Source organism: Collinsella sp. SGI.180 (assembly GCF_050313455.1).
GTDB lineage: Bacteria > Actinomycetota > Coriobacteriia > Coriobacteriales > Coriobacteriaceae > Collinsella.
In genome coordinates this window covers 30417-46844 of sequence record NZ_JBNPLL010000011.1, presented here as the reverse complement: position 1 = coordinate 46844, position 16428 = coordinate 30417, and the positions used below count along the sequence as shown (strand labels likewise).

Below are 16428 nucleotides of genomic sequence, written 5' to 3'. Positions count from 1 at the left end.
ACACTATTGAGGAGGATTTGCAGATGACCAACGAAGAGCTGCAGCAGGAAATGATTGCCGCCATGAAGGCCAAGGACAAGGTTCGCCTGTCTATCATTCGCCAGGTCAAGGCCGAGGTTAAGAACATCGAGGTCAACGAGCGCCGCGACGTGACCGAGGAAGACGTCAACAGCATGATCAAGCGTCTGATTAAGCAGACAAGCGAGACGTTGGAGATGTCCATCAAGGCCGGTACCGATCAAGACCGTACCGACAACCTGACCGAGCAGGTCAAGATTCTGGAGAGCCTGCTGCCCGCCCAGGTTTCGGGCGAGGAGCTCGAGGCTCTGATTGAGCAGGTCATCGCCGAGCTGGGCGCCACGTCCAAGAAGCAGATGGGCCAGGTTATGGGGGCGCTCGGCAAGGCCACCGGCGGCAACTTCGATAAACCGGCCGCGGCAAAGATCGTCGGCGGCAAACTCGCGTAATTTGTTACGCGGTTTTACCAAACCGCGTAACGGCTCGACGCTGCAAACCCGTACACGCGGCAATCTGACGTTCAATTTCAAGGGCGCGACCATGAGGTCTGCGCCCTTTCATTTCACGTCACCTTGCTCGCGTGTACGGGTTTTCGCTGACTTATGCTCAACAAGGGCGGTTGTATTATTTTCGGGTCTTGAGGGGCGTGGCCGTCATGGTCGCGCCCCTTTTTGGTGGGCTGGGTACTCATTTAAGTCTGTCCCCAATGAGTGGGTTAAAGGTTGCGGGTTCTTTACGGGAATGCAGTGTGGGCTGCGGAAACGTGGTTCTTTCCGTAAAATAGAGCAATTCGTGTAAGCACAGGGAAGGGATATTCATGGCAGACATGATCGAGATCAAGCATCTCAACAAGTACTTTGGCGACCTGCATGTGCTCAAAGATATCAACCTCACCGTCAAGCGCGGCGAGAAGCTCGTAATGATCGGGCCTTCCGGCTCGGGCAAGTCCACGCTCATCCGTTGCGTCGATTATCTGGAGGAGCCCACGTCGGGCGAGGTCATCATCGACGGTACGCCGCTCACCAAAAAGAATCACCTGGAGATGGCTCGCAAGTACAGCTCCATGGTGTTTCAGCAGTTCAACCTATATCCCAACATGACGGTGCTGGGCAACCTGACGCTCGCGCCCATCAAGCTGCAAAAGAAGAGTAAGGAGGAGGCGACCGAGATCGCCATCGCCGCGCTCAAGCGCGTCGGCATGGCGCATAAGGCCGGCGAGTATCCGCAGAACCTCTCGGGCGGTCAGCAGCAGCGCATCGCCATTGCCCGTGCCCTGTGCACCAAGCAGCCCATCATCCTGTTTGACGAGCCGACCTCGGCGCTCGACCCCGAGATGGTCCAGGAAGTCCTGGACGTTATGATTGAGCTCGCGCAGGAGGATATCACCATGATCTGCGTGACGCACGAGATGGGCTTTGCGCGCCAGGTGGCCGACCGCGTCATCTTTATGGAGGACGGCCGCATCCTGGAGGAGGGCACACCCGAGCACTTCTTCGATAACCCCGAGAACCCGCGCTGCCGCGAGTTTCTGTCCAAGATTCTGCACTAGGCGCGGTGATGGACATGACGGATATGACGAGGGCGGCCGTGTCGCGCCGCCACTTTTTGCAGCTGGCGGGCGCCGGTATGCTCGCGCTGACGGGGACCGCGCTTACCGGTTGCGGCAACTCCACCGGCGGTGAGGACTCCGACAAGGGGTCTAAGCTTGCGGCCATCAAGTCGCGTGGCCATCTGAATGCCGGCGTTAAGAAGGACGTTCCCGGCTACGGCTATTACGACACCGCCAAGGGCCGCTTTGAGGGCATGGAGGTCGATTTGTGCTACCAGATCGCCGCTGCCGTCTTTGGCGTGAGCTACAAGGAGGCCCGTGCCCATGAGCTTGTCGAGTTTACTGACGTAACGCCCAAGACGCGCGGCCCGCTGATCGATAACGGCCAGCTCGACGTGGTCGCGGCGACCTACACCATCACCGACGAGCGCAAGAAGAGCTGGGATTTCTCGACGCCGTACCGCACCGACTACGTGGGACTCATGGTCAAGAAGCGTTCGGGCTTTACCTCGATTGAGGACCTGGACGGCAAAGTCATTGGCGTGAGCCAGGGTGCAACCACGCAGGGCCTGATCGAGCAGATGATCAAGGACAACGGCTTTAGCTGCAAGCCCGAGTTTAGGGCCTTTAGCGGCTACCCCATCATTAAGAGTTCGCTCGATGCCGGCAATATCGACGTCTTTGCCATGGACCGCTCCACGCTGGCCGGTTACATGAACGAGACCGTTGAGCTGCTGCAACCCGAGGTCAAGTTTGGCGAGCAGGGCTACGGCGTGGCGACCAAGAAGGGCTGTGATCTTTCGGCCGTGGTCGATCAGGTGATATGCGATCGCCTGGCCGACGGCTGGCTCGACCAAGAGGTTAAGACCTGGGGTCTTGTATAGGCGCATCGTCCAAGGAAGGAATCAAATGCTCGAAGGATTGTTTGACGCCGACCGCTGGTCGACGACATTCCAAAACATGGGGCCCTTCTGGGAGGGCTTTGGCGTGACGCTGCAGGTGGTCGTTGCCGGCCTGCTGCTGTCGCTGGTGCTGGGCACGCTGCTTGGCGTGTTCTCTACCACTCGTTCTCGCGTTCTGCGCGCCATAAGCCGCGTGTACGTGGAGTTTTACCAGAACACCCCGCTGCCCGTGCAGGTGCTCTTTATGTACATGGCCGGTCCGCAGTTTTTGCAGGCCATAACCGGTGCCGACCAGCCGGTGCGTATCGCGCCGTTTGTGCTGGGCTTCTTGGGCGTGGGCCTGTATCACGCTGCCTACATTTCGGAGGTCATCCGCACCGGTATCGAGGCCGTTCCGCGTGGCCAGATGGAGGCGGCCCAGAGCCAGGGCTTCACCCGTGCGCAGGCATACTGCTACATCGTGCTGCCCCAGACGTTCAAGATCATTCTGCCGCCGCTGTGTAACCAGGCGCTCAACCTGGTCAAGAACACGTCGGTGCTGGCGCTTGTGGCCGGCGGCGACCTTATGTACCGTTCCGACAACTTTGTGAGTCTGTACGGTTACCTGCAGGGATACATCGTCTGCTGCCTTATGTACTTCATCATCTGCTTCCCGCTCGCCATGCTGGTGCAGTGGCTCGAGCGCCGCTCCAAGGAGCGTCCGCGCGGCGTGAGCCTGGCCGAGCTGGGGCTCGACAACGTAGAGGAGGCCTAGCGCATGGAAATCTTCAACGCGACCAACCTGCTCTACATCTGGAGCGGCTTTGTTAAGACGATCGAGATCTCGGCGCTGTCGATCTTTTTCTCGCTCATCTTTGGCACGGTGCTGGCGCTCGTTAAAAGCTACGCGCCCCGTCCATTCCGTATTTTGGTGAGCGCCTATATCGAGCTGTTCCGTTGCACGCCAAACTTGCTGTGGATCCTGTTTATCTACTTTACGGTGCAGGGTTTGGACATTGTGATTTCGACCATCGCCTTTACGCTGTTTACCAGCGCCGTTATGGCCGAGATTGTGCGCGGCGGCCTCAACTCGATTCCGCGCGGCCAGTTTGAGGCGGCGCAGAGCCAGGGCTTTGGCTTCTTTGCCACCATGCGCTACATCATTCTGCCGCAGACGTTTAAGACGATCATTCCGGCGCTGTTTAGCCAGTGCACGACCGTCATCAAGGACAGCTCGTATCTTTCGGGCATTAACGTGGCCGAGCTCATGTACACGGCAAACGTCGTGATGGCCCACGCGATCGACCTGTCGCAGGTGCTTATGCTCTACGGCCTGGTGTTTGCGATGTACTTTGTGCTCAACTTTGGTATCTCGCTGCTGGTGAGGGCATATCAACATCGCATTGTGGCCGCATAGTCCCGTTTCCCCAAGCACGGCACCTTGCCCCTCAATCGTCGCTTGCGTACATTTAGTACGCGGCGCTCCTCTTTCGGGGCAATCTGTCGCACTTGGGAAACCAGGACGAAGGTGGGGGCAAAATGAATGTGACAAAGGGACTGTCCCTTTGTCACATAGAGAAAGGAATCGCGATGAGCGATCTGGAGAACAAGAAGAATCCTGTGGTCATTACCATTGCGCGCGACTTTGGCGCCGAGGGCCACGAGATTGGCCGCATGCTTGCCAATGAGCTGGGGATTCCGCTGTACGACAACGAGCTGCTGGTGCGTGCGTCGATGCGCGCGGGTGAGTCGCTCGATAAGATGGCCGCCTACGACGAGCGTCTGGCCGTGGAGAACATGGCATTTCTGCCCGACCGCTACGATGCACGTTCGTACTCGGACAAGTTGTTCCAAAAGATGAGTCAGGTGATTTTGGACCTGGGTGAGACCGAGAGCTGCATTATCGAGGGTCGCCTGTCCGATTACCTGCTGCGTAACAACCCTAATCACATTGCCGTGTTGGTGACCGCACCCTTTGAGGACCGCGTCGAGATCGTGCGCAAGAAGCGTGGGCTCAACAAAAAGAAGGGCGCCAAGCTGGTCAAGCAGCAGCAGAAGGCACGCGAGGCGTTCTATAAGCGCTACAGCGCCGGAAAGTGGAAGATGACGAGCGGCAAGGATATCGTCGTCAACCGCGCCAAGCTGGGCCGCGAGGGCTGCAAAGACGTCATAGCCGCTGCCTACCGCTACAAGGTGGCGCAGCTCGAAGGCTAGCCGACCAAAAGCCATCACAAAGGGGACAGGCACCTTTATGGTGATTGGGCGGCTGGCATAGAAAAAGTCCCCGCCGGGCGTGTGCCCGACGGGGACTTTGCCGTTTGGTGGCTAGCGCTGCAGGCGATTACTCACCCAGCAGGCTCTTGGTGATCGAAGCGGCGGCCTTCTTGCCGGCGCCCATCGCCAGAATGACCGTAGCGGCACCGGTGACGATGTCGCCGCCGGCCCAGATGCGGGGATCGGTGGTCTGGCCGGTCTCCTCGTCGGCGACGATGTAGCCCCACTTGTTGAGCTCCATCTTGCCGCCGATCTTGGCAGCGAAGGGGTTGGCGTTGGTACCGATAGCCGAGATCGCGACGTCGCAGGGGATCTCCTCGATGGCGCCCTCGATGGGCACCGGGCGACGACGGCCGGACTCGTCGGGCTCGCCGAGCTCCATCTTCTGGACCTTGACGGCGCACACGGAGCCGTCCTCGCCAGCGACAAACTCGAGCGGGGAGACGAGCGGCAGAACCTCGACGCCCTCGGCCTTAGCATGGTGCAGCTCAGCGCGACGGCAGGGCATCTCGTCCTCGGTACGACGGTAGGCGATGATGGCGTGCTCGGCGCCCAGGCGCTTGGCGGTACGGACAGCGTCCATAGCCACGTTGCCGCCGCCAAAGACGACGACGTTCTTGCCGTGCTTGGTGGGGGTGTCGTACTCGGGGAACTTGTTGGCCTTCATCAGGTTCACGCGGGTGAGGTACTCGTTAGCGAAGAAGACGTTGGGCAGGTTCTCGCCGGGGACGTTGAGGAACTTGGGCAGGCCAGCGCCGGTCGCCACGTAGATGGCGTCGAAGCCCTGCTCGAACAGCTCCTCGGCCGTGGCCATGTTGCCCACGACGGAGTTGTACTCAAACTTGACGCCCATGTCCTCAAGGCCGTCAATCTCGCGCTTGACGACCGCCTTGGGCAGACGGAACTCGGGGATGCCGTAGACCAGCACGCCGCCGCCGGTGAAGAAGGCCTCAAAGACGGTAACGTCAAAGCCGTTGCGGGCGAGCTCGCCGGCGCAGGTGATGCCGGACGGGCCGGAGCCGACGACGGCGACTTTCTTGCCGTTCTTGGGAGCCATCTTGGGCGTGGAGGCGAGCTCGGGGCGGTCACCCAGGAAGCGCTCGAGCTGGCCGATGGCCACGGGCTCGGACTTCTTACCACGGATGCACTTGCCCTCGCACTGGTTCTCCTGCGGGCAGACGCGACCGCAGATGGCGGGAAGCATGGAGTCCTCGCGGATGGTATCGAGGGCGCCGCCAAAGTCCTTCTCGCGGATCTGCTCGATAAAGCGGGGGATGTTGATGTTGACGGGGCAGCCCTCAACACAGAACGGCTTCTTGCAGTTGAGGCAGCGCTCGGCCTCGGCCAGCGCCATCTCCTCGGTGAAGCCCTTGTCGACGGGGCGGAAGTCGCAGGCGCGCTCGGCGGCCGGCTCCTCGTTATCGGGGGTGCGGGGCGACTTCATATCGGCAACGAAACGACCGTTAACTAGTGGCATGCGCAGCTCTTTTCCTCATAGGCCTTGAGGGACTCGCCCTCTTCGGAACGGTAAGCGGCCTGGCGGGCACGAAGGTCATCCCAGTCGACCAGGGTGGCATCGAAGTCGGGGCCGTCGACGCAGGCAAACTTGGTCACGCCGCCCACCTCGACGCGGCAGCAGCCGCACATACCGGTGCCGTCAACCATGATGGGGTTGAGCGACGCGGTGATGGGGGTGTCGTACTTCTGGGCGGTGAGGGTCGAGAACTTCATCATCGGAACGGGGCCGACGCAGAAGACCTGGCTCACGGCCTTGTCCTGCAGCAGGCGCTCCAGCGGAGCGGTGACAACGCCCTGCTCGCCGTAGGAACCGTCGTCGGTGGTGATGTGGATGTGGTCCTCGTCGAGGAGCTCGCGGAACTGGTCCTCCATGAGCAGGAGGTCCTTGGTGCGAGCGCCCATGATGGCGTGCACCTCGTGGCCGGTCTCGACCAGGTGCTTGGCGACCGGGAAGGCAATTGCCAGGCCGACGCCGCCGCCAATGACGGCGCAGGGCCCCTCGGCCATCTCGGTGGGAACGCCCAGCGGGCCCACGACGTCGCGCAGCGACTCGCCGGCCTCGTAGGTGGAAAGCATCTCGGTGGTCTTGCCGATCACCATGAAGATGAACTCGACCCAGCCCTCGTCACCGTTCCAGCCGGCCAGGGTAAACGGGACACGCTCGCCCGTCTCGTTGGCGCGAACCATGAGGAACTGTCCAGCGTGCGCATGCTTGGCGATTGCAGGCGCCTCGATGCGGAACTTGAACACCTTCTCCGAGAACTGCGTCTTCTCCAGGATCTTATACATAGAACCCCTCTCTTGTTAGGGCAACCGAACCGTGCCTCCACGGAAATGGACGGCAGCCCGAATAAAACCGTACGCGCACAGGCGTTGTGCAGACATACGGTGTAAATTATACCCTCATGGACATGTTGCTTACGTGTATCTTTGGCAGGCGGGAAAAGTGATCTAGCACAAAGAGACAGGTTTATTTTGGCGGGTTTTATCAGATAAAACGACAAAAGGGGCCGGCCTTGCATATCGGTGAGGCCGGCCCCTTTTGGGGTGTTGGGTATGTATGGCGGCACAGGGTTTATTGCGATGCGGTCGCTGCGGCGTTTTCGCATATAAAACCTGCCAAAATAAACATCCCTTTTTGGTAGGTTTTAGTGCTTGCCGTTGGCAGAGGCGGAGCCGTTGACGTGGTCGCGGGCATAGATTACGCCGTGCACAATCGCCAGGCCGGCGGCGTCGGCGGCGCGGGCGCAGGTGTCCTGGAAGTCCTCGGCCTCGCGGGCGCGCAGCTGCTTGAGCACGTAGTCGGCGACAGCCATCTTGCCGGGAGGGTTGCCGATGCCGGTGCGGATGCGGCTAAAGTCGCGGCTGCCCATCTTGTCGATGATGGAACGCAGGCCGTTGTGGCCGGCGTGGCCGCCACCTACCTTGACGCGCACGTCGCCGGCGGGAATGTCGAGCTCATCGTGGATTACGAGTAACTCCTCGGCCTTGATTTTGTACTCGCGGCAAAGCTTGGAGATGGGGCCGCCCGAGGTGTTCATGTACGACTGCGGCTTGACCAGCACAATCTGGCGCTTGCCGCCCTCTTCCTCTGGATCGTTGATGTTGATGAGCGCGACCTCGGCGCCGGCCTGGTTTTTCCAGTACGTGACGCCGGCCTGACGCGCCAGCTCGTCGATCGCCTTAAAGCCTGCGTTGTGGCGGGTCTCGGCATACTCATCGCCAGGGTTGCCAAGTCCGGCAACCATGCGAATCTTAAGCGGCTGTGCAGCTGCCATGTGCTTCCTTTCATCGATTTGTCGCCTGCTATGGTGAGCGACCCCGTTGCTGCTGTCAAATGGAGGGTGATTGAGGCCGCATGAGGGCGTTTGGACAGTCGTCAGAAGCCGGGATGGACAGTTAGTTCAGATTTGTATAAACCAAGAGATCTTTGACTGCCAAAATCGGGGCCACGGAACTGTCACGGCGCTTTGGGGAGCATAATTTGTGCTATTTCAGATCTTTTGAGTCTTCAAATGAGGTGATTGGCGCCGGGATGGCGGCAAACCACCTCGACATTAGCCGTCTGTTTATACAAATCTGAACTAACTGTCCAGCCATGCTCGGTAACACTGGGTAAAAGTCTTTTAGACCGGCGCGAGGCCGATTCCGGCCCGCAGGGTGTTGAGCCAGGTGGCCTGACGCTTGCGATAACCCTTGATGCGGTAGCGGAATCGAACTCCCGCAAGTCGATGCATCGTCTGGGCGAAGGCTTCGAGTGCAACAAGGTCCTTCATTTGGTCACGATTGATAACCAGGACGTGGATACCCATGGCCTTAAGGCCATTGTTGCGATTGCCATCGTGGATGCGAGCGTTTTGAAGCTCATGTCCAATTCCGTTGTATTCGTTGTCGACTCCGGCGGCTGGGCAATATAAGTCGCAGATGGCGTAGGGGATGCCCGAGGACATGTTGACCGCAAGGGTGTCGAAATCGATTCGATAGTTGAGCAGCAGGCCTCCCATGGGCAGGCTGCAACACCCGAATCCGCCAAAGCGCATGGGTGCGCCCAGGACAGCGAACATCAATGATTCCGCTGGGGATGCGGATCCGGCCCGGGCAAGTTTGATAGCTGTGCGAAACGAGGCGTAGGAACTACTTTTGGCAAACCGTGCGACTGCCTCGAGCTCTTCGATGGTTGTGGCGGGCTCGCATTTGTAGTGCGCCTGTTCGTAGCGGGTTTCGGCTTGCTTTTCGGGTGTCGGTTGGTCGCCCTGGCAATCGAGATCGTCCATCGTTTCGAAGCTGTTGGCCTCGGGCCACGTGTCGTCGTAGGCGATGGGGTAAGTTGCTTCGGGCGGAAGTGAGTAGGTCCCGAGCAGTTCCATGAGAAGCATCAAGGTTTTGGCAACCGATTCATTTTTGGAACAAAGCATGGCCGTCATGGCGGGAGACGTTGCGTAGATGTCGGCTTCGATGTGCATGATCGCGCCCTGGGGGAGAGGGGCGGTGATGGTGTGCTGGAGGAGCCGTCCGTCGGGTCGTCTGTTGCTGCCGCTCGCAACAAAGAGGTCTAGACGCTCGGAGTCGTCTTCGCTCCAGGCGTCAAGTATTGCAAGGGCCGCAAAGTCTATGGCGTCCTTGTTCGGAACGCAACCTGCGAGGGCTTGTGTCTGTTGTTCGTCATCGATGGCGTCCCAGGGAAGGGCGGAGTACGCCCGTCGAGCGCGGCGAATTGCGCGGAGGGCGGAGAGGTGTGAAATTACGGTTGTCATAGCTATAAGGTACTAAGCCGTTGGCGAAATGATATGGCCGTGCCGTTCTTTTCGCTCAAAGGGGCGTCGCGCGCCGCGGGCGGTAACGACATCATACGGAATGCCTTGGAAAAGTGGAGAATGGAGTGATGGGTTGGCCTTGGAGGCATCTACTGAGATGGGTGCTGGACAGTTAGTTCAGATTTGTACAAGGCGACCGGGGCGTATTGCCGTTGTTTAAGGACTCGGTGGGCAAAATGGGGCCAATGGCATGGTGAGGAGATCCATAGATGGAGGAATCGAGTGGAATTATGCCGGCAAGAGAGCTTTCGACGCATTAAATGGCCCAAACGAATGCCCAAATTAATACAAATCTGAACTAACTGTCCAAGGCGGGTTGTCGAGGGGCAGAAAAAAGGGTCGGAAGCGAGCCTCCGACCCTTCAAAAACACCAAAGATGATGCGATGCGCGCTGGATTACAGCGCGAAGTCGCCGCCGACGAGCGTGGAGACGGGCTCCTCGTGGTAAACGGCAGAGATGGCCTCGGCGAACTCCTCGGCGACCGAGATGGTCTTGATCTTGCCGCCAACCTCGACGGGGATGGCATCGGTGACGAGGCACTCGACGATGGGGGCGTCGTTCAGGCGCTCGATGGCCGGGCCCGAGAAGATGCCGTGGGTGGCGCACACGTAGATGTCGCCGGCACCCATGGCCTTGAGCTCCTTGACGTTGGCGCACAGGGTGCCAGCGGTGTCGATCATGTCGTCATTGATGATGCAGGTCTTGCCCTTGATGTCACCGATGATGCCCATGACCTCGGCGGCGTTGTGGCGCGGACGGCCCTTGTGGGCGATGGCGAGGCTGCAGCCGAGCATGTCGGAGAGCTTCTTGGCAGCTTTGGCGCGACCCACGTCGGGGGAGACGACGACCAGGTTGTCGGTGTCGAAGTGCATGTCGTTGTAGTACTGGCCAAACAGCGGCAGTGCAGATAGGTGGTTAACCGGGATATCGAAGAAACCCTGAATCTGGCCCTGATGCAGGTCGAGGGTGATGATGCGGTTGACGCCAGCGCGCTCGAGCAGGTTGGCGACGAGGCGGGCGGTGATGGGCTCGCGCGGGCCGGCCTTGCGGTCCTGGCGGGCATAGCCGTAGTGGGTGATGACGGCGGTGATGGAGCGGGCGGATGCGCGCTTGGCAGCGTCGGTGGCGATGAGCAGCTCCATGAGCATGTCGTTGACGTTGCCGCCGGCCACGGACTGAATCAGGAAGACGTCGGCGCCGCGGACGGTCTCGTCGTAGCGGGCGTAAATCTCACCGTTGGCGAACTGCTTTAGCGTAAGGCCCGAAAGCTCGACCCCAAGGTACTCAGCGATCTTCTGAGCGAGGGGACGGTTGGAGGAACCGGAATACACGCGGATGGACTTGCGCATATTCTCCGACTTCTCGGGATCATTAATCGGCATTACCCTTCTCCTTTATATATCGAATGCCATATAGATGCCTTGTTGCATTGTAACCGCGCGGCGGGGTTTATCGGGTCTTGATAACGTCTTTACCGTCAACGGACACGAACCGACCACTCATCCGGTCGCGCAGGTCAGCATAGAAAAAGGAGCCATCCCCATGGGAACAGCTCCTTAGATGTTTGGTAAAACGTTATACCTCGTCGTCCTCGTGCAGACGGCGGCGATAATCGGCGGCCCAGCCCTCAATATTTAGCTGACGGGCGCGGCCCAGGCCGAGTGCGTCAGCCGGGACCGGCTCGGTGATGACGGAGCCGGCGGCCACGAGCGCGCCGTCGCCGATCTGGGCGGGCGCGACCATCATGGTATCGGAACCGATGAAGGCATCCTTGCCGATGACGGTCTTGTGCTTGTGCACGCCGTCGTAGTTGCAGGTGATGGAGCCCGCGCCCACGTTGACGCCGGAACCCATGGTGGTGTCGCCGATGTAGGACAGGTGCGGTACCTTGGAGCCCTCGCCGATCGTGGACTTCTTGATCTCCACGTGTGTGCCGGCCTTGGAGCCATCGAGCATGTGGGTGCCCGGGCGCAGGTAGGCGCGCGGGCCGCAGTCGACGCCGTTCTCGATGACAGCCTCGATGGCGATGGTCTCATCGATGGTGCAGCCGCTGCCAACGGTGGTGTCGGTGAGGCGGCTGTTGGGGCCGAGCTGGCACTCCTCGCCCACGGTGACGTGGCCGATCAGGTGCGTCTGCGGCCACACGACGGTGTCGCGGCCGATGACGGCGTCGGGGCCGATCCAGGCCTGCGTGGGGTCGATGAAGGTAACGCCCTCGGCCATCCAGTGCTCGTTGATGCGGTCGCGCGCGATAGCGGTGAGTTGCGCGAGCTGGATGCGGCTGTTGACGCCCAGGCCGTCGCGGTAGTCGTCGCAGTGGAAGATGGAGACTGCCTGGTCGTGGCCCTTGAGAATCTCGAGCATGTCGGGCAGGTAGTACTCGGACTGCGCGTTGTCGTTGCCGATCTCGCTGATGTGGGCTGCGAGCTGCGCGCCGTCGAAGGCGTAGCAGCCGGCGTTGCACTCGAGCAGCGTGGCGGCCTGCTCGGGCGTGCAGTCCTTCTGCTCGATGATGCGCTCGATCTGACCGTCGGCGCCCAGCTTGATGCGGCCGTAGCCAAAGGGATCGGGCGGGGTCATGGTCATGACGGTGCAGGCGAGCTCGCCGCCGGCGACGGTCTTCGCGAACTTGGCGACGGTGTCGGCGGTGATGAGCGGCAGGTCGCCGTTGAGCACGATGACGGGGCCTTGCATGATGCCGCATGCCTCGAGCGCGACCTTTACGGCGTGGCCGGTGCCCAGGCGCTCGGTCTGTTCGACGCACTCGACCTTGGTGGTGCTGTTGGCGTAGGCGCCGTCGATAAGGGCGCGCATCTCGTCGGCGTGGCTGCCGATGACGACCACGACGCGGCTGCAGCCGGCCTTGATGGTGGCGTCGACGATCCACTGGACCATGGGCTTGCCCAGGATCTTGTGCGAAACCTTGCAGTGGTTCGACTTCATGCGGGTGCCCTCGCCGGCGGCGAGGATAATTGCGGTTGCGTCCATGTGATCTCCTGTTACGTTATAGAGACGTGTGTTTGGAAACGATACACGGCGCAATATGATACCGCAGGCATATGATGAGCGCGTAACGATTGGCGCATGGCGGCCGATGTCGGTGCCGCCGGCGTGACGTTTGCGCTGGTTGTGCATGGCGGCGGCACTGCGGCGTTGGCGCTTGAGCGAGGGGATGGGGTGTCCGTGGATATCATGCGAGAGGAATCGGGCAACGAACCCGTCGCGGCATTCTCGATGTCGCATCCGGCGGTGCCGGCGCTCTACATGGTGCTGACGCTGGGGCTCACCATGTTCTCGATGCAACCGGTGCTGCTTGCGCTGTCGCTTGCGGGCGGGCTGGCGTATGGGTTTGCGACGCGCGGCGTCGCACGCACGTTGGGGGCGCTTCGCTGGCAGCTGCCGGTGATTTTGATTATCGCGGTGCTCAACCCGTTATTTAGCGCTTCGGGCTCGACGGAACTGTTCCGTATTGGCATGCGTGCGGTGTATCTGGAGAGCATGGTATACGGCCTGTGCATGGGCGGGCTGTTTGTGGCGAGCGTGCTGTGGTTTGAGGCCGCGGCGTCCATGCTTAGCTACGACAGGGTGCTTGCGCTTTTGGGTAACACCGCGCCGGTGATCGCGCTCATGATCTCGATGTGTATGCGGCTTATCCCGCAGTTTTTGCGTCGCGGTCGCACGGTGCTGGCGGTGCAGGATGCGATTGATGTGCCGGGCCGCGCGCCGGCCGACCCCGTGCGTTCGCGCCTACGGGCATCGAGCGTGTTGATGGGCTGGGGCATGGAAGATTCGCTGGAGCGTGCGGACGCCATGCGCTCCCGTGGGTGGGGCGCCGCGGCGCGTCGCACGACGTACGCGCGGTATCGGCTGGCGCGCGGCGACGTTGCCGCGCTGGTTGGGCTTGCGCTGTTTGGCGTGGCCACGGCGGCAGTGGCGTGGACCGCGACGATGCAGTATTCGTTTTACCCGCAGCTTTCGGTGCCGGCGCTGTGGCCTGGCTATGTTGTATACGCGACCTGGATGGCGCTGCCCTGCGTGCTGCATGCGATTGACGAGAAGAGGTTTGGCTGATGGCTCGGTTGGACGGGAGCATCATGGCGGACGCGGTGTGCGGCTCGGATATACCGGCGATTGAAGTGCGGGGCCTGCGCTTCGCCTACCCCGGGGCCGAAGTGCCGGTATTCGAGGAGCTCGATTGGCGTGTTCCCCAAGGGACGTTTGCGTTGCTTGTCGGTGGTACCGGGTCGGGCAAGTCGACATTACTCTCGTTGCTCAAGCCCGAGATTTCGCCGGCGGGCGAATGCTCCGGCGAGCTGCGCATGCTGGGCGAAAGCGTTGCCGACATGGACGTTCGCGCGTCCGCGGAGCGCGTGGGCTATGTGTTTCAGGACCCCGAGAACCAGATTGTGTGCGAAACCGTGTGGCACGAGATGGCGTTTGGCCTGGAAAACTTAGGCATGTCGCGCGACGAGATGCGTCGTCGCGTGGCCGAGACCAGTTATTTCTTTGGGGTGGAGGATTGGCTCCACCGCGATACCGATACGCTTTCGGGCGGACGCAAGCAGCTGCTGTCGCTGGCAGCCGTGCTGGCGTTGCGCCCTCGCGTGCTGCTGCTCGACGAGCCCACGTCCCAACTGGATCCCGTTGCCGAGAAAAATTTTCTGCATGCGCTGTTTCGCGTGAATCGCGAGCTGGGCTGCACGGTTGTTGTGGCAACGCACCAGCCGCGCCCGATGCTTGAATACGCGACGTGCGCGTATCGGATTGAGGGCGGGCGCGTATGCGAGGTCGCTGACATCGCCTCCTTGGGGCATCGCGAAGAGCTGTTTTCTGGCGAGGTGCCAGGGTGGGGTGGCTCGCGGCGTGCAAAAAACGGAGTTTTCAGCAGCGCCAGTGGCCGGCCGGGCTATTTGGACCCGCGCGTGGGCGCTCCGGGCGCAAAAAAAAGACCGAAATCGGACAAATCGGCTGAATTTGAGGCGCAAATCCTGTCGCAAGACGACTCGGGGGCGCCGTCGTGCGCCGGTGGATGCCGAATACTCCCAAAAATGCACGCTGGGTCGGCTACCACCCTGGCAGGGGGCTGGTTTCGCTACGATCGAGCGTCCGGCTGGGTGCTGCGCGGGCTCGATGCGTCGTTTTCGGCAGGCGCGGTGCATGCTGTTGTGGGCGGTAACGGCTGCGGTAAGTCGACAATGCTTTCGGTGCTGGCCAAGACGGTCAAGTTACAGCGTGGGCATATGGAGCGCGGGGCGGCCTCGGCGGCACTGCTGCCTCAGAATCCCAAGGCGCTGCTGGTTGCTGAGACGGTGCTCGAGGAGCTGATGGAATGGGCTTCGACCTGCGGATATGACGAGGCTATGGCGCGAGAGCGCGCGACGAGTCTGGGATTGTCCGGCTTGGATGGGCGCCATCCGTACGATCTTTCGGGCGGGCAGCGCCAGCTGCTTGCGTTGGCAAAGCTGCTGTTGATCGGCCCCGAGCTGCTATTGCTCGATGAGCCCACCAAGGGTCTGGACTTGGCCAGCCGTCGCATCATCGCCCGCGCCCTGCGCGACCATGCGGAGGCTGGCGGTACCGTCATCATGGCAACGCACGATCTGGATTTTGCCGAGCAGGTTGCCGATGACATTGCCATGATGTTCGACGGTGAGATTGCCTGCATGGAGCCGCCCGCCGACTTTTTTGCCGACAATGTGTTTTATAGGGCGTGATGGGATGGCGAATTATCGCGTCTTGCGCCTACTCGCAAAACTGGAAATCCCGCTGCTGCTGGCGGTGCCGGCTGTAATGGCCGCAGCATTGTTGGCGGGCATTGAGCAGGCAGCGCTTGCCATGCTTGTCGTGGTGGCGCTGGTGCTCGCGCTGTTCTTTGCGGGTTACGAGGCATCTCGTCCGGGTTTGCGCCAGATTATGCCCTCGCTGGTTCTGGCGGCGTTGGCCGCGGCGGGGCGTATCTTGTTTGGCCCCATTCCCGACTTTAAACCGGTGAGCGCCATCGCCATTATCGCCGGGACGACGCTTGGTCGCCGCAATGGTTTTATGGTTGGCGCGCTGGCGGCGCTGACCAGCAATTTCTTTTTTGGGCAGGGCATGTGGACACCGTGGCAGATGTATGCCTGGGGGCTCGTGGGATACGTTGGCGGTGCGCTGGCGCATGCGGGTGCGTTCGACCGTGCCGATGGAACCGTGCGCATGCCGCCGCTGATGGCGTACGGCTTTGCGTCGGGCCTGCTCTATGGCGCCGTGATTAACGCCTACGACATCATCGGTTTTGTGCAACCGCTCACGTGGGCGGGCGCCGTGGCGCGTCTTGCCACGGCGGTACCGTTCGATATCACACACGGCCTTGCGACCTGCGTGTTCTTGGCCGCTCTCTACAAACCTTGGTGTCGTCGCATTAACCGTGTCGTCGTGAAATACGGGCTGTAGTGGCGGTTGCGCCGGGGCGAGAATCAATACTGTTGAAGTGCCATTTTAAAACTATGCCGGTTTACGGGGCTAGATTGGCACAGGCAGACCATACCGGCTTTTTTCGAAAATAGACGAGCCGTCTACCTGCGGTTTTATTTTGCTTGAATTGCGTTTGGTTGGGGATTTGCGATTCAGCCCCGTAAACCGGCATAGTTTTAAAATGGCCGGCTGATATGAGGGGCGTCGTGGCCCTCAGAGAGCCAAATCGATCCGTTTTCTTCCGTCCCCAGACGTCCCCAGGGAATCAGTTGACGGCGCTTGCCACGAAACTGGCCCATCTACTACGTTTAGCTTGATACCCTCGACCATGACCGCGTTTTATGAAAAACCGCAGGCTTTCTACCTGCGGTTTTCTTTTTGCGTTGTTCGCCGTGGTTGAGGGTAGTGGCTTAAACGTAG

The 16428-nt window shown here is 60.7% G+C and carries 15 protein-coding genes; 9 read left to right on the top strand and 6 right to left on the bottom strand.

The features are described from left to right. Window positions 1–23 precede the first annotated feature (23 nt). The 6 genes from ACQRAP_RS05775 to ACQRAP_RS05750 all read left to right on the top strand — a co-directional run bounded on the left by ACQRAP_RS05775 (window position 24) and on the right by ACQRAP_RS05750 (window position 4662). Window positions 24–467, top strand: a complete 444-nt coding sequence (locus ACQRAP_RS05775; protein WP_427795123.1) for a GatB/YqeY domain-containing protein — start codon at window positions 24–26, stop codon at window positions 465–467. A gap of 368 nt (window positions 468–835) precedes the next feature. Beyond that, window positions 836–1567 carry an amino acid ABC transporter ATP-binding protein gene (locus ACQRAP_RS05770; protein WP_055251548.1) on the top strand — a complete coding sequence of 244 codons (732 nt, stop codon included), beginning with the start codon at window positions 836–838 and terminating at the stop codon, window positions 1565–1567. An 8-nt stretch (window positions 1568–1575) separates the two neighbouring features. After that, window positions 1576–2451, top strand: coding sequence for a transporter substrate-binding domain-containing protein (locus ACQRAP_RS05765; RefSeq protein WP_427747593.1), 876 nt, complete (start codon window positions 1576–1578; stop codon window positions 2449–2451). A gap of 25 nt (window positions 2452–2476) precedes the next feature. After that, the gene (locus tag ACQRAP_RS05760) at window positions 2477–3223 is read left to right on the top strand and encodes an amino acid ABC transporter permease (protein ID WP_427747594.1); all 747 of its coding nucleotides are present in this window, start codon (window positions 2477–2479) and stop codon (window positions 3221–3223) included. A gap of 3 nt (window positions 3224–3226) precedes the next feature. Then, window positions 3227–3865 (top strand): amino acid ABC transporter permease, encoded by a 639-nt coding sequence (locus ACQRAP_RS05755; RefSeq protein WP_427747595.1) that lies wholly within the window; start codon window positions 3227–3229, stop codon window positions 3863–3865. 173 nt (window positions 3866–4038) lie between these two features. Next, window positions 4039–4662, top strand: a complete 624-nt coding sequence (locus ACQRAP_RS05750) for an AAA family ATPase (protein WP_427717988.1) — start codon at window positions 4039–4041, stop codon at window positions 4660–4662. A gap of 127 nt (window positions 4663–4789) precedes the next feature. Here the strand turns inward: ACQRAP_RS05750 and gltA are convergent, their stop codons facing one another. From gltA to glmU, 6 genes are all read right to left on the bottom strand, one after another. After that, entirely contained in the window at window positions 4790–6199 is a 1410-nt protein-coding gene (gene gltA / locus ACQRAP_RS05745; RefSeq protein WP_117647774.1) for an NADPH-dependent glutamate synthase, read from the bottom strand. Then, on the bottom strand, window positions 6190–7029 hold the full coding sequence (locus ACQRAP_RS05740; protein WP_006235793.1) for a sulfide/dihydroorotate dehydrogenase-like FAD/NAD-binding protein: 840 nt from the start codon (window positions 7027–7029) through the stop codon (window positions 6190–6192). The genes gltA and ACQRAP_RS05740 overlap by 10 nt, the downstream gene beginning before the upstream one ends. Before the next feature lie 359 nt (window positions 7030–7388). Then, window positions 7389–8018, bottom strand: coding sequence for an aminoacyl-tRNA hydrolase (gene pth, locus ACQRAP_RS05735; protein ID WP_427717993.1), 630 nt, complete (start codon window positions 8016–8018; stop codon window positions 7389–7391). Window positions 8019–8366: 348 nt separating this feature from the next. Then, complete coding sequence (locus tag ACQRAP_RS05730; RefSeq protein ID WP_427795122.1) at window positions 8367–9203, bottom strand: hypothetical protein; 837 nt, start codon at window positions 9201–9203, stop codon at window positions 8367–8369. 747 nt (window positions 9204–9950) lie between these two features. Further along, on the bottom strand, window positions 9951–10937 hold the full coding sequence (locus ACQRAP_RS05725) for a ribose-phosphate diphosphokinase (RefSeq protein ID WP_154516678.1): 987 nt from the start codon (window positions 10935–10937) through the stop codon (window positions 9951–9953). Window positions 10938–11130: 193 nt separating this feature from the next. Beyond that, window positions 11131–12543, bottom strand: a complete 1413-nt coding sequence (gene glmU, locus ACQRAP_RS05720) for a bifunctional UDP-N-acetylglucosamine diphosphorylase/glucosamine-1-phosphate N-acetyltransferase GlmU (protein ID WP_427795121.1) — start codon at window positions 12541–12543, stop codon at window positions 11131–11133. A 96-nt stretch (window positions 12544–12639) separates the two neighbouring features. Between glmU and ACQRAP_RS05715 the strand changes: the two genes are divergently transcribed. The 3 genes from ACQRAP_RS05715 to ACQRAP_RS05705 are packed head-to-tail and all read left to right on the top strand — an operon-like array spanning window position 12640 to window position 15987. Continuing rightward, on the top strand, window positions 12640–13626 hold the full coding sequence (locus ACQRAP_RS05715; RefSeq protein ID WP_427795120.1) for an energy-coupling factor transporter transmembrane component T family protein: 987 nt from the start codon (window positions 12640–12642) through the stop codon (window positions 13624–13626). A gap of 23 nt (window positions 13627–13649) precedes the next feature. Beyond that, window positions 13650–15269 carry an ABC transporter ATP-binding protein gene (locus ACQRAP_RS05710; RefSeq protein ID WP_427795119.1) on the top strand — a complete coding sequence of 540 codons (1620 nt, stop codon included), beginning with the start codon at window positions 13650–13652 and terminating at the stop codon, window positions 15267–15269. A 4-nt stretch (window positions 15270–15273) separates the two neighbouring features. Then, window positions 15274–15987 carry a DUF6580 family putative transport protein gene (locus ACQRAP_RS05705; RefSeq protein WP_427795118.1) on the top strand — a complete coding sequence of 238 codons (714 nt, stop codon included), beginning with the start codon at window positions 15274–15276 and terminating at the stop codon, window positions 15985–15987. Window positions 15988–16428 lie beyond the last annotated feature (441 nt).

Coding starts and splice junctions, on each gene's coding strand:
- ACQRAP_RS05775 (WP_427795123.1), top strand. CDS start 24: ATGACCAACGAAGAGCTGCAGCAGGAAATGATTGCCGCCATGAAGGCC.
- ACQRAP_RS05770 (WP_055251548.1), top strand. CDS start 836: ATGGCAGACATGATCGAGATCAAGCATCTCAACAAGTACTTTGGCGAC.
- ACQRAP_RS05765 (WP_427747593.1), top strand. CDS start 1,576: ATGGACATGACGGATATGACGAGGGCGGCCGTGTCGCGCCGCCACTTT.
- ACQRAP_RS05760 (WP_427747594.1), top strand. CDS start 2,477: ATGCTCGAAGGATTGTTTGACGCCGACCGCTGGTCGACGACATTCCAA.
- ACQRAP_RS05755 (WP_427747595.1), top strand. CDS start 3,227: ATGGAAATCTTCAACGCGACCAACCTGCTCTACATCTGGAGCGGCTTT.
- ACQRAP_RS05750 (WP_427717988.1), top strand. CDS start 4,039: ATGAGCGATCTGGAGAACAAGAAGAATCCTGTGGTCATTACCATTGCG.
- gltA (WP_117647774.1), bottom strand. CDS start 6,199: ATGCCACTAGTTAACGGTCGTTTCGTTGCCGATATGAAGTCGCCCCGC.
- ACQRAP_RS05740 (WP_006235793.1), bottom strand. CDS start 7,029: ATGTATAAGATCCTGGAGAAGACGCAGTTCTCGGAGAAGGTGTTCAAG.
- pth (WP_427717993.1), bottom strand. CDS start 8,018: ATGGCAGCTGCACAGCCGCTTAAGATTCGCATGGTTGCCGGACTTGGC.
- ACQRAP_RS05730 (WP_427795122.1), bottom strand. CDS start 9,203: ATGCACATCGAAGCCGACATCTACGCAACGTCTCCCGCCATGACGGCC.
- ACQRAP_RS05725 (WP_154516678.1), bottom strand. CDS start 10,937: ATGCCGATTAATGATCCCGAGAAGTCGGAGAATATGCGCAAGTCCATC.
- glmU (WP_427795121.1), bottom strand. CDS start 12,543: ATGGACGCAACCGCAATTATCCTCGCCGCCGGCGAGGGCACCCGCATG.
- ACQRAP_RS05715 (WP_427795120.1), top strand. CDS start 12,640: ATGGCGGCCGATGTCGGTGCCGCCGGCGTGACGTTTGCGCTGGTTGTG.
- ACQRAP_RS05710 (WP_427795119.1), top strand. CDS start 13,650: ATGGCGGACGCGGTGTGCGGCTCGGATATACCGGCGATTGAAGTGCGG.
- ACQRAP_RS05705 (WP_427795118.1), top strand. CDS start 15,274: ATGGCGAATTATCGCGTCTTGCGCCTACTCGCAAAACTGGAAATCCCG.